14 protein-coding genes are annotated in these 17,519 nt (G+C 48.0%); 7 read left to right on the forward strand and 7 right to left on the reverse strand.

Annotated elements, in window-relative coordinates; all coding sequences use genetic code 11:
- Positions 1 to 38 precede the first annotated feature (38 nt).
- Entirely contained in the window at positions 39 to 821 is a 783-nt protein-coding gene (locus R70723_RS16365) for a helix-turn-helix transcriptional regulator (protein WP_039873478.1), read from the reverse strand.
- 15 nt (positions 822 to 836) lie between these two features.
- A complete protein-coding gene (locus R70723_RS16370) occupies positions 837 to 1,982 on the reverse strand; it encodes a family 8 glycosyl hydrolase (protein WP_039873479.1) in 1,146 nt (381 codons plus the stop codon).
- Between the two features lie 207 nt (positions 1,983 to 2,189).
- Here R70723_RS16370 and R70723_RS16375 point away from each other — a divergent pair, with 207 nt between their 5' ends.
- From R70723_RS16375 to R70723_RS16390, 4 genes are all read left to right on the forward strand, one after another.
- Positions 2,190 to 3,629, forward strand: a complete 1,440-nt coding sequence (locus tag R70723_RS16375; RefSeq protein ID WP_039873481.1) for a glycoside hydrolase family 43 protein — start codon at positions 2,190 to 2,192, stop codon at positions 3,627 to 3,629.
- A gap of 13 nt (positions 3,630 to 3,642) precedes the next feature.
- Complete coding sequence (locus tag R70723_RS16380) at positions 3,643 to 5,163, forward strand: glycoside hydrolase family 43 protein (RefSeq protein ID WP_039873483.1); 1,521 nt, start codon at positions 3,643 to 3,645, stop codon at positions 5,161 to 5,163.
- Entirely contained in the window at positions 5,163 to 6,977 is a 1,815-nt protein-coding gene (locus tag R70723_RS16385; protein WP_039873485.1) for a family 43 glycosylhydrolase, read from the forward strand. The genes R70723_RS16380 and R70723_RS16385 overlap by 1 nt, the downstream gene beginning before the upstream one ends.
- 200 nt (positions 6,978 to 7,177) lie before the next feature.
- Complete coding sequence (locus R70723_RS16390) at positions 7,178 to 8,941, forward strand: family 43 glycosylhydrolase (protein ID WP_039873486.1); 1,764 nt, start codon at positions 7,178 to 7,180, stop codon at positions 8,939 to 8,941.
- A gap of 9 nt (positions 8,942 to 8,950) precedes the next feature.
- Here the strand turns inward: R70723_RS16390 and R70723_RS16395 are convergent, their stop codons facing one another.
- From R70723_RS16395 to R70723_RS16405, 3 genes are read right to left on the reverse strand one after another with little or no spacing between them, the layout of a single operon-like run.
- Positions 8,951 to 10,042, reverse strand: a complete 1,092-nt coding sequence (locus R70723_RS16395; RefSeq protein WP_039873487.1) for a sensor histidine kinase — start codon at positions 10,040 to 10,042, stop codon at positions 8,951 to 8,953.
- Complete coding sequence (locus R70723_RS16400; protein ID WP_039873490.1) at positions 10,035 to 10,715, reverse strand: response regulator transcription factor; 681 nt, start codon at positions 10,713 to 10,715, stop codon at positions 10,035 to 10,037. Before R70723_RS16400 ends, R70723_RS16395 begins: the two co-directional genes overlap by 8 nt.
- Before the next feature lie 44 nt (positions 10,716 to 10,759).
- A complete protein-coding gene (locus R70723_RS16405; RefSeq protein ID WP_039873493.1) occupies positions 10,760 to 11,320 on the reverse strand; it encodes a class I SAM-dependent methyltransferase in 561 nt (186 codons plus the stop codon).
- A 264-nt stretch (positions 11,321 to 11,584) separates the two neighbouring features.
- Between R70723_RS16405 and R70723_RS16410 the strand changes: the two genes are divergently transcribed.
- Positions 11,585 to 11,947 carry a hypothetical protein gene (locus R70723_RS16410; protein ID WP_144027006.1) on the forward strand — a complete coding sequence of 121 codons (363 nt, stop codon included), beginning with the start codon at positions 11,585 to 11,587 and terminating at the stop codon, positions 11,945 to 11,947.
- Positions 11,948 to 12,072: 125 nt separating this feature from the next.
- On the opposite strand, the gene R70723_RS16415 is transcribed toward R70723_RS16410, so the two are convergent.
- Together R70723_RS16415 and R70723_RS16420 are read right to left on the reverse strand one after the other, a co-directional pair.
- The gene (locus R70723_RS16415; protein ID WP_039873498.1) at positions 12,073 to 12,393 is read right to left on the reverse strand and encodes a hypothetical protein; all 321 of its coding nucleotides are present in this window, start codon (positions 12,391 to 12,393) and stop codon (positions 12,073 to 12,075) included.
- Between the two features lie 292 nt (positions 12,394 to 12,685).
- Positions 12,686 to 13,417 carry a MurR/RpiR family transcriptional regulator gene (locus R70723_RS16420; RefSeq protein WP_039873500.1) on the reverse strand — a complete coding sequence of 244 codons (732 nt, stop codon included), beginning with the start codon at positions 13,415 to 13,417 and terminating at the stop codon, positions 12,686 to 12,688.
- Between the two features lie 754 nt (positions 13,418 to 14,171).
- Between R70723_RS16420 and R70723_RS16425 the strand changes: the two genes are divergently transcribed.
- Positions 14,172 to 15,335, forward strand: coding sequence for a DUF116 domain-containing protein (locus tag R70723_RS16425; RefSeq protein ID WP_039873502.1), 1,164 nt, complete (start codon positions 14,172 to 14,174; stop codon positions 15,333 to 15,335).
- Positions 15,336 to 15,761: 426 nt separating this feature from the next.
- Positions 15,762 to 17,513: an indolepyruvate ferredoxin oxidoreductase subunit alpha gene (iorA, locus tag R70723_RS16430; protein ID WP_039873503.1), complete on the forward strand. Its 1,752-nt coding sequence runs from the start codon at positions 15,762 to 15,764 to the stop codon at positions 17,511 to 17,513.
- Positions 17,514 to 17,519 lie beyond the last annotated feature (6 nt).

Consider the following 17,519-nt stretch of genomic DNA (forward strand, 5'->3'; position numbering starts at 1 on the left):
TTTATCGGAGTTGATCTTCGTTTAATGCATAAATCATTTTAAGTTTCTTTGATAGGGCTGACACCTATATGCTTTTGAAAATTTTTAGGGGTGTGTCCGGTTATCCGCTTAAATTGCCTGCAAAAATGCTCTACATTCTGATATCCGCACCGGGAGGCAACCTCGCCGATACTCTGGGCATTGTGAATCAAATATTCCTTTGCCATACGGACCCGGCTGTTGATGACATCATCAATGCAGGAGATGCCGAAGGTTTTTTTGTAGATGCTTTGGAGATAGCCCGGACTGATCCGGAGAAATTCAGCCATCATGGAGACCGTCCAGTATTCTCCGGGATTATTTTGGATGGCGGTACGCAATTTCAGCAGCTTGTAGTATTGGGGTGTAATATTATCCTGGAAGTAGGACTCCATAAGCTTGTTAAATAATGCCCTCAGCAGAAGATCGACAGAGGATTCCTTGCAGTCCAGACTGAAATTCTGCTCAATGATAAGCAGCTCCAGCAGCTTCCGGCAGTATTCCGGATTACTGAGGCCAAAGGGAACGCCGAACGGCAGCGGGGATTCCGTGATATAAGCTTCAGTTGCCTCGAAGCGGAGCCAGTCATTAACGAATTGACCGGTACTGGCCCGGTAATAGACCTTTTGCTGCGGACGATAAAGGATTGCGCTGTGGGCAGGGTATTCCTTAAGCACGCCGTTAACCCAGAACATTGCCGGTGTCCTGGTGATTACCAGTAGCCAATGATGGCCCTCCGGAACATCTATAACAAAATTACCCGGGTGCGAGGTGTCGCACTCAACAAAGTGAATATGGGCCATCTTGACACCTCCCCTTTACAGATAGATGCGATAGTGTCCGCTAAGAGCCAGCAGGCTGAAAAAGTACAGGCAATTGTCGTAATACCGGCGGTCCCCGGTGCGCAGCGGTGTATCCCAGAATAGTTTAACAAAGTATTCTGCATCAGACCCGTCGGCAGCGAGTGAAGCCATAGCCAGTGTTGCCAGCAGGCCGACCGGATGCAGGGACTTCTCCTCAAAAGGCTGCCCGTCTATGGTGTAGCGGCGGTAATCGGCAACCTCGATGTCCCGGAAGAAGGCCTGAATCCGGTTGGATTGCTCCACCTGCCAAGGATCACAGCGGTACCATTCATAGTCCAGCCCGATATTCGCCGCCACCCGGTAAGCATCACTGAAGAAATGGCGGAAGTCCCCGTGCGGCTGAGGCTCAGCCGGAGTTCCGTCGAAGTTGGCGTATTCGGGTGACAGCCCCGTTTCAGGATGACATGCCCTGTGCAGATAAGCTCTGCTGGTGGCTGCAGCTTCTTTCCAGAAAGCCCGGTCCTGTTCATCCGCTTGCAGGGCAAACAAGTCATAGAAATGCGGCAGATGATAAGAAGGATCGCTAAACGGGGTTTCCGGAACAAATTTAATCAGCCGGGTTGCCGGATCCCACATCGGGTCGCCTTCACCGTCTTCTCCTTTATGAATACAAGCCCGCAGTATGATTCTGGCCTGCTCGGAATAGTTGAACGGCTCGGCACCGTCACCCCAGCGGTTAGAAGCAAAGAACAGGGCCATTGCAAAAAACTCTTCTCCGTCCGGCGCCGGGCCTGGTGACAGCCGGGTTCCGTCCAGTTTGCAGTGCCAGGCGAAATAGTCCTTGTAACGGCCTTCCGTATGCTGCATGTGAACCTTGGCAAATTTCCAGAGCCGGTCGAATTCCTTTTTTTTATTCATCTGGACAGCCATCATCATTCCGTAAGACATGCCCTCTGTACGCACATCCGTATTGCCTGTATCTACGATGTAGCCCTTGTCTTCGCCCATAGTATGGTAGAAGCGGACATCACCGGCTCCGTAAAACAGCTCGTTCCAGGTATCCTCCAGCCTTTTACGGATGAGCTCTTCCGGTACTCCTATCTCTCTAAACAAGCTTCTGTATTCTCCGGTATAAAAGGAGCCTTCATTAAGATTTTTCATAACAATCCCCCGTCAGCTATTATTTTCAAAAAGTATAACATAAGCCACGGTGAAGAAATTAAAGCGTTTTCTTTAAAAAGTATAGGAGTTATTGTGCACCAGCAGATTGTGAGGATAGATCAATTCTGAGTGTTTATCTGTCATGGACTTCGCTAAAAAGGTCTGACTATAATCGATATGAATCATTCACGAAATGGAGCAGATAAAATGGAAAATCTATTGAAGCAAGCCACCGGAAAGCTACCTCCTGCCGGTAATCCGCTGGTTGCGCACCGTTATGGTGCTGACCCTTATGCCCTTGTATTCGGTGACCGTGTCTATCTGTATATGACCAATGACGCACTGGAATATGATGAGAACGGCGTGATAAAAGAAAATACTTACAGCAGCATCAATAAAATTGCGGTGATTTCTTCAGCTGACCTGGTCAACTGGACCGATCACGGCGAAATTGCGGTTGCCGGACCGAATGGTGCAGCTAAGTGGGCAACCCAGTCCTGGGCGCCGGCGGCAGCGCATAAGGTGATCGGCGGTAAGGATACCTTTTTCCTGTATTTCGCTAATAATGCCAGCGGTATCGGTGTTCTCTCAAGTGACAGTCCCGTCGGTCCCTGGATTGACCCTATCGGGGAAGCGCTCATTTTGCGTTCTACTCCCGGGGTTGAGGAGGTAACCTGGCTGTTCGATCCGGCTGTTCTGGTCGATGATGACGGTAACGGTTACATTTATTTCGGAGGCGGGGTGCCGGAGGGAGAATACGCAGAGCCCGGAACTGCCCGGATGATGAGGCTTGGTGATGACATGATCAGCGTTACCGGTACGGCAGAGGTTATAGCTGCGCCGTTCATGTTCGAAGATGCCGGTATCCATAAACGGGATGGCCTCTATTATTTCACCTATTGCTCCAACTTTTATGACGGGGAACGCCCGGAAGGCAGCCCTCCTGCGGGAGAGATTGCATATATGACGGGCAGCACACCGATGGGGCCCTGGACCTATCAGGGTACGATGCTGCGAAATCCGGGGCATTTCTTCGGAGTATCCGGGAATAACCACCATGCGATTTTCCAGTTTCACGGAGAGTGGTATATCGCCTATCATGCACAAACCTTGTCCAAGGCACAGGGAATAGCCAATGGCTACCGTTCAACGCACCTCAACCGCCTGTTCCATGAGAAGGATGGCTCCATTCCTCATGTTGAAGCGGATTATTCCGGTGTGCAGCAGATCAGCCGCTTCAATCCGTATCAAAATGTCCAGGCTGTAACGTTAGGGTGGAGTGCAGGGATTAAGACAGAACGAAAGCCGGGCTCGCAGGATCAGATAGTCACAGATATTCATAACGGCGACTGGATCGGATTGTCCGGTGTTGAATTTGGAGATGTCCCTGCAGCAGCATTCCTTGCAACTGTCATATGTCTCGGGGGCGGATCAATTAAACTGCATCTGGATCATCCGGCCGGCCCGCTCATAGGGGTACTGACGGTTCCGGCCTCTAACGAATCTGAGCTGCAAAGTCAGTGGAGGACAGAGGTCAGCGGAGCAGAAGGGGTCCATGATCTCTATCTGGTGTTTACAGGCCCAGAGGAGGCTAAACTGTTCGAGCTTGTATCCTGGCAATTTTCTAACCGGATCCATACATCCTAAGGAGGGCCTCTAAGTGAATACCGCTATCATAACCAATCCTGTAATGTGGGCAGACGTGCCGGATGTGGATGTTATACGCGTTGGACCAGTATTTTATATGGTCAGCACCAGCATGCATTCCATGCCGGGCTGCCCGATTATGAAGTCGGTCAATCTCAGAGATTGGGAAATTGTAAATTATGTGTATGACACCTTTGAAGACAACGAGGCACACCGGCTGCAGGACGGGAAAGGGATTTATGGCCGGGGCTCCTGGGCAGCCTCTCTCAAGTATAAAGACGGGATATTCTATGTTTGCTTCTCATCCAACGATATGAACCAGCTCTATGTGTACAGAACGGAAGACATTGAGCATGGAATCTGGGAGCGTTCGGTTATACCCGGGCTTTACCATGATCCCGCCCTGCTGCTGGATGACGACGGCCGCAATTATGTCCTTTACGGCAATGGCGATATCCGGATCAGGGAGCTGACGGAGGACCTTGCCGCCGTGAAGCCGGGCGGGGCTGATCAGCTGCTGCTTGAGGGCGAACGGACAGGCATGGGGCTGCGGATTGAAGGCTGTCATGCCTACAAGCTGAACGGTTACTACTATTTATTCTTTATTGAATGGCCGCAAACCGGAAATAAACGCAGACGTCAGGTATGCTACCGTTCCCGCGAGCTTTTTGGTCCCTACGAGCTTAAGATCATTCTGGATGATGACCTGGGCTACCACAATAAAGGGGTGGTCCAGGGCGGTATCGTCGATACTCCGGATAACGGCTGGTATGCCGTATTGTTCCAGGATCATGATGCTGTCGGGCGAATCCCCTGTGTGCTGCCTGTGAGCTGGGATAAGGACTGGCCGGTTATCGGGGTTAACGGCAAGGTTCCCCGCCAATTTGAGACCGGGCTGCCAGCTGCGGAATCCAAGCCGCTGGTCATCAGCGATGAATTCGATTACGAAACGGATAAGCTGGCCCTGAACTGGCAGTGGAATCACAATCCTGACAACAGCCTATGGTCTGTTACAGAGCGGCCAAGCTTTCTGCGCCTTCGTACCGGTCAACCGGCAGACAGTATTTTAACGGCGCGCAATACATTAACACAACGGACGGAAGGTCCGGCTTGCAGTGCGGACACGGTTGTAGAGCTTTCAGGCATGCAGCCGGGTGACCGGGCAGGGATGACAGCGCTGCAGAATGAATTCGGCGTTATACGGATCACAGCTGCGGAGCAGGGACAGTACACTATCGACATGTGCGTCAACGGCGGCGACGGCCTCGAAAAACAGCTGGAAAGCGTTGAATTGACGGGTAAGCACGTTTATCTCAAAATTGAATTCAATTTCGAGGACAGCATTGACGAGGCAGCCTTCTTCTATTCAAAAGACGGGATAGCATGGACCCAAATTGGCCGCACCCTGCATATGAAGTACACACTGGATCATTTTATGGGCTACAGAATCGGGCTTTTTAATTATGCGACCCGGCAGTCTGGCGGTTATGCGGATTTCGGTTATTTTCACTATAGAAGGAGCGTTGTTTGCTAATGAAACCACTACACAATGATGCTCGACATTCTATCCTGTGCTACACCCGCTTACCGCAGGAAGAGATGGTGTATGCGCCGAAGCTGGCGCACAGCATGCATCTGGCCTGCAGCAGCGCCGGGCTCCCCTATCAGGCCTTAAACCATAATTCGGGTGTTTTATTCGCCAGGGCTACTGAGAATGAGAATGGTACATTAAACGCTAAGAGCCTCAAGAATCCTTATCTTTTCCATACCTTAGAAGGGAATTTCGGGGTAATTGCGGTACGGACAGAGGCAGACGGCGAACCTGATGCAGAGAGTAAAGGGAAAGTGCTCATATTCGCTTCCGCCGATTTACTGCAATACAGGGAGGTTGGACTGCTGGAGCTTAAGGCGGATACATTTGTAAGCGATGTTTCCTGCGAATATTATGCTGACCGGGACGGTTATCTGATCCGCTGGACCGACGGGCTGGGGAACGGCTATCAGAATGAGATAGCGGATATTATGAGCCTGGAGGGAATTTCGGGCCCCGAAGCAGCCCTGCCTTTTAGATTGGTAACTGCTTCTGCCGACATCGAAGGGATCTTGCCGCGGAACAGCATTACAGTCTCCAGAGAAATAGCGAACAGGCTGTTCAGCAAGCTCACTGTTCCAGCCAACATTGCCATTGAAATCCCGGAACGCATCTCAGCGGCTAAGCTGGAGGATTTACAGTCCCTCAGGGCCACAGCGCTCTACAGTGACGGTACCCGAGCCCTCAAACGAGTGGATTGGAATACAGAAGAAATCGATTGGAACAAGGCGGGAACCTATACTGTTTTGGGTGAAGTCCATCAGGAGCATTACTCTTTTCCTCTTATATCTGAGCGTGCGGACCCCTGTATTGCCAAATGGAAGGACAAGTATTACTTCATTGCTACCAACGACGCAGACCAGAATCATACGTTATATATCCGGCAAGCCGATACCATCCCCGGGCTGGTACATGCCGAAGAGTCCCTGATTCTGGATTCAGATACCTATGAGCATATCGGAGCACTGCTGTGGGCGCCGGAGCTGCATAGCATTGGCGATGAGCTGTACCTCTTTCATGCGGCTACTCCGGGAGAGTTCCTGCACGAAGAAGCGCATGTCATGAAGCTGCGGGCAGGCGGAGACCCGATGAGCGCTGCTGACTGGTCGAGGCCTGAGCGTGTAGTGAAGAAGGACGGTACCTTTTTGTGCGAAGCAGGTTCAACCATTTCCCTTGATATGACTCTGATCCATTGGAACGGGGCCTATTACGCTGCATGGTCGGAGCGCCAGTTCGTTCCGGTCGATCTCGGTGCCTGGATCTACATCGCTGAAATTGACCCGCAGGAGCCATGGAAGCTGACCAGTGATCCGGTGCTTTTGACAAAGCCTAATTACGGCTGGGCCAACAATCATACCTTTGTGGATGAAGGGCCTTTTGCCATCTATACGGAGGACAAGCTGTATCTGACCTATTCCAGTGCAGCGGTCGATGCAACCTATGTTGTGGGTCTGCTGACTGCCGAAAAGGATAGTGATCTGCTGGACAGCAGCAGCTGGTCGAAAGGCAACTATCCGCTGCTAACCTCAAGAAGCGTGCCTGGGGAGTATGGTCCGGGACATACCTCCTATGTCACAGATGAGGATGGGCTGCTCTGGAATGCCTATCACGCAAGACCGGGTATTGACGGGCCAAGAAGCTCAGGCCTGCGCCGTGTGCATTTTGACATTGATGGCGTTCCGGTTCTGGATTTAACAGAGGATAAGGATCTGAACCCTGCGTTAAAAAAGGTGCGCGTAGAAGTGACTGTGGGCTGACAGCAGACCTTCCAGGCTCACAATTCCACAATCTCTGAACAGAAATAAGATAGAGGGTGAAGGACATATTACACACATTTGGTTCCATACTTACTTATGTAAGTAAAGGGGATGGGGGATATCTGTCACCCGCTGATTCGAGAAGGACCGGTGCTTTATATATCGCTGCAAAAGAAAAACACGAAGCAGAGTACAGCTGTTTGAACAAAGGTAAACCGGTGCTGTACGTAAAATGGGAGGATTCCGTCCGGAACTGTCCTAACGCCCAGATGGGCTCGCCTGCACTGTTTCGTAAGCCGGATGGCACTTACGGATTAGTTGCCTCCGAAAACAATACGGGCAGCGGTATCTATCTGTGGGATTCACCAGACCTGATTTCGTTCTCTAATCAAAGACGGGTCCCAGTCAATGGGGCTGGCCTGGAGGTTGAAGACCCGCAGATTGTGTATGATGAGCAGTTGAAAGGATACCGGCTATTCTGGAAAAGCAGAACAGGCAGCTCTTCCTTTTCTTCCGTGTCCTATGATGAATTACACTCGTTCACATTACAGGTTGGGTTTGAATATCCAGCTCGCGAAATCAACGGCTTTCTGCCCTCCAATGCGAAGCCGGATGAAGCTGCGGTGTTCGAGGTTACGCAAGCGGAATACGAGCGGGTTGTCAGCAAATATGCGCCGGTACGGAATACAGGCATAGTACCATTTGAAGCAATCCATCTAAAAGCAGGTGAACCTCTGCCTCTGTTGATGGACCGTGTGAAGCTATTTTACAGTGACGGGTCGTCAAAAGATTTAGGTGTGGATTGGAGCAGTGACGACATCCTGGCAATCAACACCTATCGGGCCGGAAGCTATACCGTAAGAGGAACCGTTGTTCAGTCCTTCTTCGATTACCCTTTTATAGAAGAGCGGGCCGATCCGTTTATAACCTTTAATGCGGATGACGGTTATTATTATGCGACAGGCTCTTATTTTCCTGAATCCGATCCTTCCGTGTGGACTGAGTTCCTGATGAAGGATATTGATTATGACCGGATAACGTTACGCCGGGCCAAAACGCTCGCGGATCTGCGCTTGGCTGAAGAGCACGATGTATGGGTACCCCGGGGTGAAGACGGCTTCGTCCCGGTGCTGTGGGCCCCGGAAATCCACAAAATAAACGGGGAATGGTACATTCTCACCGGAGCCGGTCAGGCTGAGCACGGCAGACAAATGTGCAGTACAATGGTACTCGTGAAATACACCAGCACGTTAGCCGAAATGCGGCAGGGAGGCATGCTCAATCGTAACAATTGGAAGCCACGCGCTCTCCGGAATTCTCCGTGCGGCTTTGATATGACCTTCGCAGAAATTAACGGTACCGGATATTACATTTGGCCTCGTGACTGCAAGCTGCATATCCAGAAGGCTGATCCGGCTGATCCGGGCAGACTGATTGGCGAGCCGGCTGTCATAAAAGGGATCGAATGGCCTTTTGAATATGGCAGGCACAACCTGCACAATACAGACCAGGGAATCGTTGAAGGAGCTGCGGTGCTGCAATACGGGGGTAAAATATACTTAAGCTATGCCGGTGCTACCGTAGATAAGTATTACTGTACTGCCGTTATGACGGCAGATCTGCACACAGACATCATGGACCCTGACAGCTGGACACACCCTGCTTATGCGGCACTAAGTACAGAAGACGTACTGAATGTTGAAGGCATTAATCCGCACTGCGGACCCGGCCACAACTCCTTTGTAATCGATGAATATGGTAATCCAATTAACGTCTATCATGCCAGGCCGGTTCCGGAGCCGCATGAAGGTGCCGGGGCAGGCGGCTTACACGATCCTTGCAGGCATACAATGGTCCGGCCGGTCCATATTGCCAAGGACGGTACGCTAATTCTGAATATGACAAAGGAAGATGAATTGGCACCGCAACATAGAGATGTGGTTGTAACGGTCAATATTGTCTGAGTGCCGGCTTCATCCATCAGCTTCTAACGGCAGCTTAAGCTTAAAGTTAAACAAGTCTTCTAAGTGATTAAGTGTAAGTGAACCCCCGTGCAGCTCAGCTATGTTTCTGGCTATAGAAAGGCCCAGGCCGGCCCCGGTCTGGAGGCCTTCGCTGCTCCGGGAGTGGTCAGCCTTATAAAAACGTTCAAACAGCTTATCCTGCTGCTCCCTTGTCAGAGGAGTTCCCCGGTTTTCAACCTCAATTGTTACCTGTTTAGAATCTGTCACCATCCGAATGCGGATGGCTCCCGGCTTGAAGGAGTATTTAAGAGCGTTCATCAGCAGGTTATCAATTGCCCTGGCAATTTTATCACTGTCCACTACCGACAACACCGGCGAGCTGCCGAGTTCTTTAATGATATGAAGCTCATTTTCACAAGCGATCGGTTCAAATTCAAACAGCAGCTGGTTCAGGAGCTGGCAGAGGTCAATCTGGTGTGCATTCAGATGAGGGTCAACCGAGCTAAGCCTGGTGTATTCAAAAAGATCGTCAAGGAGCTTTTTTAAGTGTGCAGCTTTATTATAGGTGTTTTGCACAAAACGGACGTATTCTTCCTGATCCTGAAAGGAATTGGATCTCAAAAGCTCAATATACCCGATAATACTGGTAAGAGGCGTGCGCAGATCATGCGAAAGGCCGGTAATCAATTCCATCTTCGATTGCTCGGCTGCCCGTTCCTTGGCAATTTGCTGCTCCAGGCGCTCCGTCATCCGGTTAATATTAAAGGCTACCCGCCCAAGCTCATCCTGCCGGTTAACGGGCACACGGTAGCTCAGGTCTCCTTCGGTAATGGTCTGCAGACCCTGCTCCAGTGTCATAAGGTCCTTAACGATGCGGCGTGTGGACATAAGGAACGTGATGATAAATACAATGATAAAGAAGGGAGTAATCAGATAGGGAAAAATCTTTTCCAGCCAGTCGAGGCCTGTTCCAACCTGAAAAACGAAGTAGATCAGTACATTATTCAGCGTCACAGCAAGAATTAAACTCAGCAGCATGCTTAAGAGAATATTCACCTGAATCTTTTGTTTTCTTTTGGATTGCTTTGCAGCTTCAGTCAATTTTATAGCCAACTCCCCAAACCGTTTTGATATACTGAGGACTCCGGGGATTATCCTCCAATTTCTCCCGCAGGTTGCGGACATGGACCATAACCGTATTATCCGAATAACCAAAGGGTTCTTTCCAGACCCTTTCATAGATATGCTCTGAACTAAAGACTTGTCCCGGATGGCTGGCCAGCAATACCAGAATGCCGAATTCAAGAGGAGTAAGTCCAATATCCTGTTCCTTCAGCCTTGCCGAATGCTTACTCTGATCAATGACAAGGTCCTTAATCAGAATAATGGAGTTGTTCTCTGCTTTCCCCAGCAATGTTTGCCGCCGCATTTGGGCTTTTACCCGGGCCAGCAGCTCTAAAGGGTTAAAGGGCTTGGTCATGTAATCATCCGCACCTGTTGTAAGGCCCGTAATTTTATCAATATCTTCTTCTTTGGCAGACAGCATGATAATTGGCGTGTCAGAGATTTCTCTTATTTTCAGGCAGGCCGTAATTCCGTCCATCCGGGGCATCATCACATCGAGAATGACCAGCCCAACAGGTGAAGCCTGTATAACCTGCAGAGCCTCCTCACCGTCAGACGCTTCAATAACACGGTATCCTTCATTGCGTAAATAAACGTGGATAATATCACGGATTTCGGATTCGTCATCCACAACAAGAATGGTATTCATCTGCAGTTGCCCTCACTTTAATGATATTGGTAGCTTATTATACATCAGATTGTTATCTTTTTCCGGCAGACGTACACAAACGCAGGGGGGAGATTCAAAGGCACTAATTTAATGTCCTCAATAATAAAGTGTTCCGAGAGCTGTTTCTTCATCTGAAGGGAGTATTGAAAGGCAATAAACATCCCGCCCGGCTTGAGTGCATGAACAATCTGGTCCATCAAAGTATCCCTTAGCCCGCGTTCAAAGTTGAAAAAAGGCAGGCCGCTGAAAATACAGTCCAGATGGCGGGTGTCTTTTTGATGAATGGTATTCACTAAACGGGCTGCATTAGCGTGACAAGAGAACCCGGGATAATCCAGCCGCAATCTTGTCCTCATCAAATGGTCCATTTCAAATAAAAAGACCTTCGTATCCGGGTTCACATTAGATTGAATGTAACGGGTAATAGGTCCTGTTCCGGATCCGAGCTCTGCAACGGCTCTTATTTCACTCCAGTTCACCTGCTTGACCATCTTTTGGGCCAGATAACGTGAGCTCGGTGCAACACTCCCCACATTCCTCGGACTCTTCAGGAACCTCTCTAAAAACAATAGATGCTGATTCATTCATTATTCCCCCGTAATTCAAAATTAGATATGAGAGCCGTAGAGCTGATGTAGTCATCTTAGTGAACAGAACTGAAGAAATTACGGGGAGAATTCTGAAGATATTCTGAAGGATGATCTAAAGTGGACAAAAAAAAGCCCGGGGAGCAGTACGGCTTAGTCACTGGATACTCCTCAGGCTTCTTTTATATACGGGACTGGTTTTGTCTGTATTTATGGGGGATTACTCCTGTTAAGGCTTTGAATACGCGGTGAAAATTGGTCTTGAAGGGCGGAATGATCGCCCATGCATTAATGGGAGACCCCAATGCCTCCATATCGACTCCGCAGCCCTATATGTACAGACCGATGTTCGGCAGCTACGGCCAGGCGAGAGCTGCGACAAGTGCGACCTTTGTGTCACAAGCCTCACTTGATTTCGGAATGCTGGATAAGCTGCATTTGACGAAAATGCTGAAGCCCGTTCTGGGATGCCGGACGGTTACCAAAAAATCCTTGATCCACAATGGCGAAACCCCGGAGATTTGGTTTGACCCGCGCAGCTATTCCGTCTCTGTTAACGGTGAGGCACTCCAATGTAAGCCGGTAGACACCGTTCCGATGTCACAGCTGTATTTTCTGACTTGAGTTTGATCTTCATCAATCCCCATAGCACGATTCAATTTCTTGAGGCAAATAACACGAACACAGCCCGATCTGATGTCCTCCAGATCGGGCTGTGTGTTGAGGCTAAACCCGGCTATGGCCGGTACTTAAGCCTGATATGTATTAGGATCGGTTACCCGGCGCGATCTTTGCGACGCAGTTACCATAAGCAGAATACCTGTAATCAAATGCAGAACCCATCCTACAAAAGGTATCCAAGCGAGAAGCGAAGTGATAATCCCAAGCACAGAACCATAATACGCTTCTTTGTTCTTAGATGACAGGATAAGAGTCACCAAATGGAGGATAAAGGTTAATCCCAATACAGTGTACCAGCTTCCCATAACAATTGCAGCACCGAGAATCGGAATGGCCAAAATAATCTCGAATGCCCCTGTGATCCATTTTAAAGTTCTTGAACTAGTCACCAATATGCCCCCCAGTAATTAATTTCTTTAAGATTATATAATATAATTCCATAGTTGGAAATACATTTTTTTGCAAAAAAATCGTTAATTTCTTGTTGGAGTTAAACTATTCTGTTACATAGGTTATGTAGCATTTTGGAACAGCTTATTCACTAATGAACAAGGAAGATTTGTATTTTTATGGGTGAGCGAGGGTGAAGTAGATCGGTTTGCAGGAAGTGACACTTTCAGAGGTTCAACCAGTTTTGGACAGGTAGGTTCACCGCAAACCATTTATAAATACAATTAAGTATTAACTGGTTTCGTTTTGTTTGTAGACCTCGCGAGCAAGCCATTCCAATAGAAATAAAACGGGAACCTGTGTAGTGATGTTAGATGTTTCATAAATTTCTTCAGTAACATAATAAGGAATATTAATATCTGAAATTTTAGCAATAGTTGATTGACGATTATTGGTTATACTAATTATTTTGCTTTTCCCTTCCTTTATTTGCTTTAGATGGCTGATAGTAAACGGGTTCTCACCTGACGCCGAGAGTGCAATGGTGATACTATTTTCTCTTACTCTGGCATGCACACGAAATTCAGGATCTTTAATATACATCGAAAAAATACCGAGACTCGAAAAATATCTTGCACCATACTCCGCTAAAATACCTGAACTACCCACACCAATAAAGATGACATAGCTAGCTTTAGATAACAGTTGAGTTGCTTTTTGGATTTTATTCTGCCATTCCGGACTTTGTGATCGTTCAAAGAATTCATAGATTGAATGGTGAGGGCTTTTTAATACAAGCTTTTTATTTTGAGTTAGATGCAATTTTATTTTCACTTTGAATTCAGAGAAACCTTCGCATTGATTTTTTCGGCAAAAACGAAGAATCGTCGCTGTTGAAACATGCGTTTCATCCGCTAATTCTCGAATACGCATGTAGGCAACCTTCTCCAGGTTTTGGGATATATAATTATAAATTGATAATTCCAAGTCATTAAATGAGGAAATTTGTTCGTTCGAGAACATGGGCATCAGTCCTTTTTCGTAGGTAGGCATTAATCGTTTTTTATTATACACACTTTATGATTATTATAAAACACAGTGTTTCTTAGGTGTAACAAATATCAATCCTTGTTACTACCGACAGAATCAGAAAATCTATATATTTTCTCTGACCATAGGATTAACATTGAACTAAAGACACTACTACAAATTAGTTAAGGAGTGAGTTTAATGAAACATTGGGTTAGAGAATTATTAGTACAACGGCTGGTTCAATTGATTGAATATGAGCAGAATGACGAATTCAGAGAACTTTACAGGCTTTGTCTTAATAGAATTACTGCATAAGCAATTAGGAGGAGGGTGTCCTGAGTAATCAGGAAAATGATTTGATGGATAAATATGTCGCATAACAACGAGAATTAGACTTTTATAGGAGAAGGGAAAGGCTATAGGATTATTCTTCCAGATCGATACTAAGTAAATAGAAAAACTGTAGTCAAATGAACTAATAAAATTTATTTCATTAGCGCACCTTCAACTTTAAGGGACAGGAATTCTTTGGTTTTCATCTCTATGGAACCGATTAGACGATCAAAACCGCATGAAATCAGTTGAGAACAAACGCGATTACTATCGCAGCCATCAAATAAGCCGCTCCTTTTTTGGGGATCGGTTTATTTTTTTTTATCACTGACAGCTGCACTTCAACCTGTTAATTTATTTAATAATGAGGCCAGGAAAGATAAAGCCACATTCGGCGGGAGGAGATCCGGCAATGACATGGACAGACAACGAGCCCTTGACCTATTCTTTATACGGCAGCGGCGGCAAAACCAAGCCATATTATACAGAGGTGGCCAGGTTTACCGACGAAGTACTCAACAGCTTGCTAAAGGAAAAGGAAATCATTGAACAAATGGGCGATTATGCCCGGGATAAAAAGCTGGAATCGTATTCCTCCTCTATATATGGTCTGGAATTTCTTATGATCGGCGTATTGTGGCGGGTCTATGGACATAACGCGGGAGCGGGAAGCGTGTATGCAGGCAAATTGCTGTCTTCCTTATACAGCCTGAGAAGCCGGAATGTACGGTGGCGGCGGCCGGTAGACCGTGTTAAGGGAATTGCTGGGACGCTGGTTCTGTCGCGGAACCCCGGCGGGTGCGGCAAGCTCGATACGGTATCATTCTCCAGGCTGACCGGGTGGCTGCAGGCAAGCGGAGAGTTCAGGGAGGAGTGCATACGGCTTGAACACTGGAGTGATTTATTTCAAGGCTTGCCCAAAGCCGCCGCAGCCGAATATTTGTCACGCGCCGTTCGTCTGGCTGCCTGGTTTGACAGGCGGAGTCTTGAGGTGCTTGGCTGCTACACACCCAACGTGGAGCGGTATATTGAACATAACGGCCCGAGACTAAGGTGGAGGGAGAACCGGATTTTTTGCAGCAGGGAGCGGGTTGAATACCATCTGAACATGGTTGGCGCGGAAATCATGAACCGTGAGTTTCGCGGAGCCTTTATGGCCGCCCAGGATAAGAGCATCTTTCTGCCTGTATGCATGCGCAAAAAACAGGGCAATGCCTGCAAGGCTGTGCCGGAAGGCGCAGGTTACAGATGCCGGAGCTGTACCCGGGATTGCCGGGTGCACATCATTACGGCGCTCTCTCGCAAGTATGACGCAAAGGTACTTATTATTCCCCATGCTTCAACAGCATTTGGCAAGGAGAAAGCATCCGAAGGGGACAAAGGAATTATCGGGATCGCTTGTGTACTGAATCTGATTTCAGGGGGCTATCAGGCCAGACGCATGGGCTATCAGCCCCAATGCGTATTGCTGAACCAGTCAGGCTGCGTCCAGCATTGGCATCCGGACAGCGGACTGGAAACGGCAATTGACCTCGACCGGCTTGAGCAGATATTAAACGGGTCTTGGCATTATTAAATCGATGACCTGGCATAATCAGACTTTTCTTATTTGTAAAGCACGTTCAATCTGATTGTAAACCAGGTTTAAAATTGGAAATCAGGCAGTACGCTTTCGAATTCGAAGGCGTACTGTTTTTTTGCATTAAGAGCTATAATGGAAGATTCGGCTATGTTGAAAGATAAGATTTCATGGAAAGATAGGCGTCAAAAGGTGACATAATACTACTTTAGAAGGGTAAAAATATCAATTCCTACTATATTTGTAGCTTTTTAATTTTTTCAATTTTGTGAATATTACATAATTAACCATGGAAATTAAGAGATTATATTAAAATTACGTAACAAATTTAATAGAAACACTATAATATAGACATTAACCTAGATATAAGGTCTAAAAGACTATATTTTCTATTAATTCCAGACAAGTTGAAGGGACGATCCGATGAAAGCTCTAATGATAGGAAATGAAGCAATTGCCAGAGGCGCTTATGAAGCGAATTGTAAAATCATTTCGTCCTATCCGGGAACACCGAGCACGGAAATTGTCGAGAGCATCAGCATGTATGAAGGAGTATACGCGGAATGGGCTCCGAATGAGAAGGTCGCTCTGGAAGTTGCTGCTGGCGCCTGCATCGCCGGTCTGCGCAGCCTGACTACCATGAAGCATGTCGGACTCAATGTGGCGGCTGACCCGCTGTTTAACATGACCTACGAAGGTGTCAATGCCGGCATGGTCATTATTTCAGCGGATGATCCGGGTATCCACTCCTCACAGAACGAACAGGATAACCGCATTTATGCCAGCCATGCCAAGATGCCCCTGCTGGAACCAAGCAATTCTCAGGAGTGCAAAGACATGATAGTGGAGGCCTACGAGATCAGCGAACGCTTCAACACGCCCGTCATGTTCCGCACAACCACCAGAGTGTCACACTCCAAGAGCATCGTTCATTTCGATGAAGATGCGGAGGTGGAAGAGAAGGCCAAGCCCTACAGGAAAAACAAACTGGACCGGCTGCTTCTGCCCGCGGTTTCACGCAAACGGCATCTTGAAATCGAAGAGAATCTGCTCGATATCCAGGAGTATTCTAACCATTCGCCGCTGAATGAAATCGAATACCACTCACCAGACATCGGGATTGCAGCCAACGGAATCTCTTATCAATATGCCAAAGAAGTATTTGGAGATACCGTATCCTATCTGAAGCTCGGAATGAGCTACCCGTTTCCGGACAAGAAGGCGAAAGAATTTGCTTCGCGTGTCAAACGGATCTTCGTGGTCGAGGAAGGCGAGCCTTTTATCGAAAATGCGCTCAAGACGCTTGGCATCGATTGCGTAGGCAAAGAGATTATTCCTATATGCGGCGAATTGAACCCGGAAATTATCCGTAAAGCAATAACGCTGGAGGAATACGCTACCTACGAACCAGTCGCCGTACCGGGAAGACCCCCCCGCTTGTGTGCGGGCTGCGGCTATCTTGGATTGTACAGCGCCGTCAAGAGCCAGCGGGATGTGATCGCCGCAGGCGACATCGGCTGCTACACGCTTGGAGGCACAGAGCCGATCATGGCGCTCGATACCGTGCTCTGCATGGGAGCTTCCATCTCTATGGCTACAGGCATGCAGCGGACCCAGGATTTCAAGCCGATGGGCAAGAAGGTGTTTTCTTTTATCGGGGACTCCACGTTTTTTCACTCGGGAATGACTGGACTTCTTAATGCCGTATATAACAAAACACCGATTGTCATCTGTATTCTGGATAACCGCTCTACTTCAATGACCGGCAACCAGGAGAATCCGGGCACGGGACGGACGCTCCAGGGAGAAATGTCAGATGAGATCCGCATCGAAGATATCGTGCTGGCACTGGGCATCAAGCCGGACAACCTCAAGATTATTGACCCCACTAACCTCTCAGAAACGCAGCAGTGTATTGAATTAGCCAAAGCAAGCACTGATCCATTTGTCATCATCTCCAGACATCCATGCGAACTTCTCAAACCCAAAGCTGAAATTGAAGCCAAAAGCAAGTACTACATCACGGAAGACTGTGTGAACTGTAAAAAATGCACAAGACTCGGCTGTTCAGCCATTAAAATCGTTGATCAGAAAATCATAATCGACCGGCTGGAATGCAGGGGCTGCAGCATATGCCCGCAGGTATGTCCCTATGACTGCATCAAGGAGGCGTGAGAAGCA

Origin of the sequence: Paenibacillus sp. FSL R7-0273, assembly GCF_000758625.1 — a bacterium.
Classification (GTDB): domain Bacteria; phylum Bacillota; class Bacilli; order Paenibacillales; family Paenibacillaceae; genus Paenibacillus_AQ.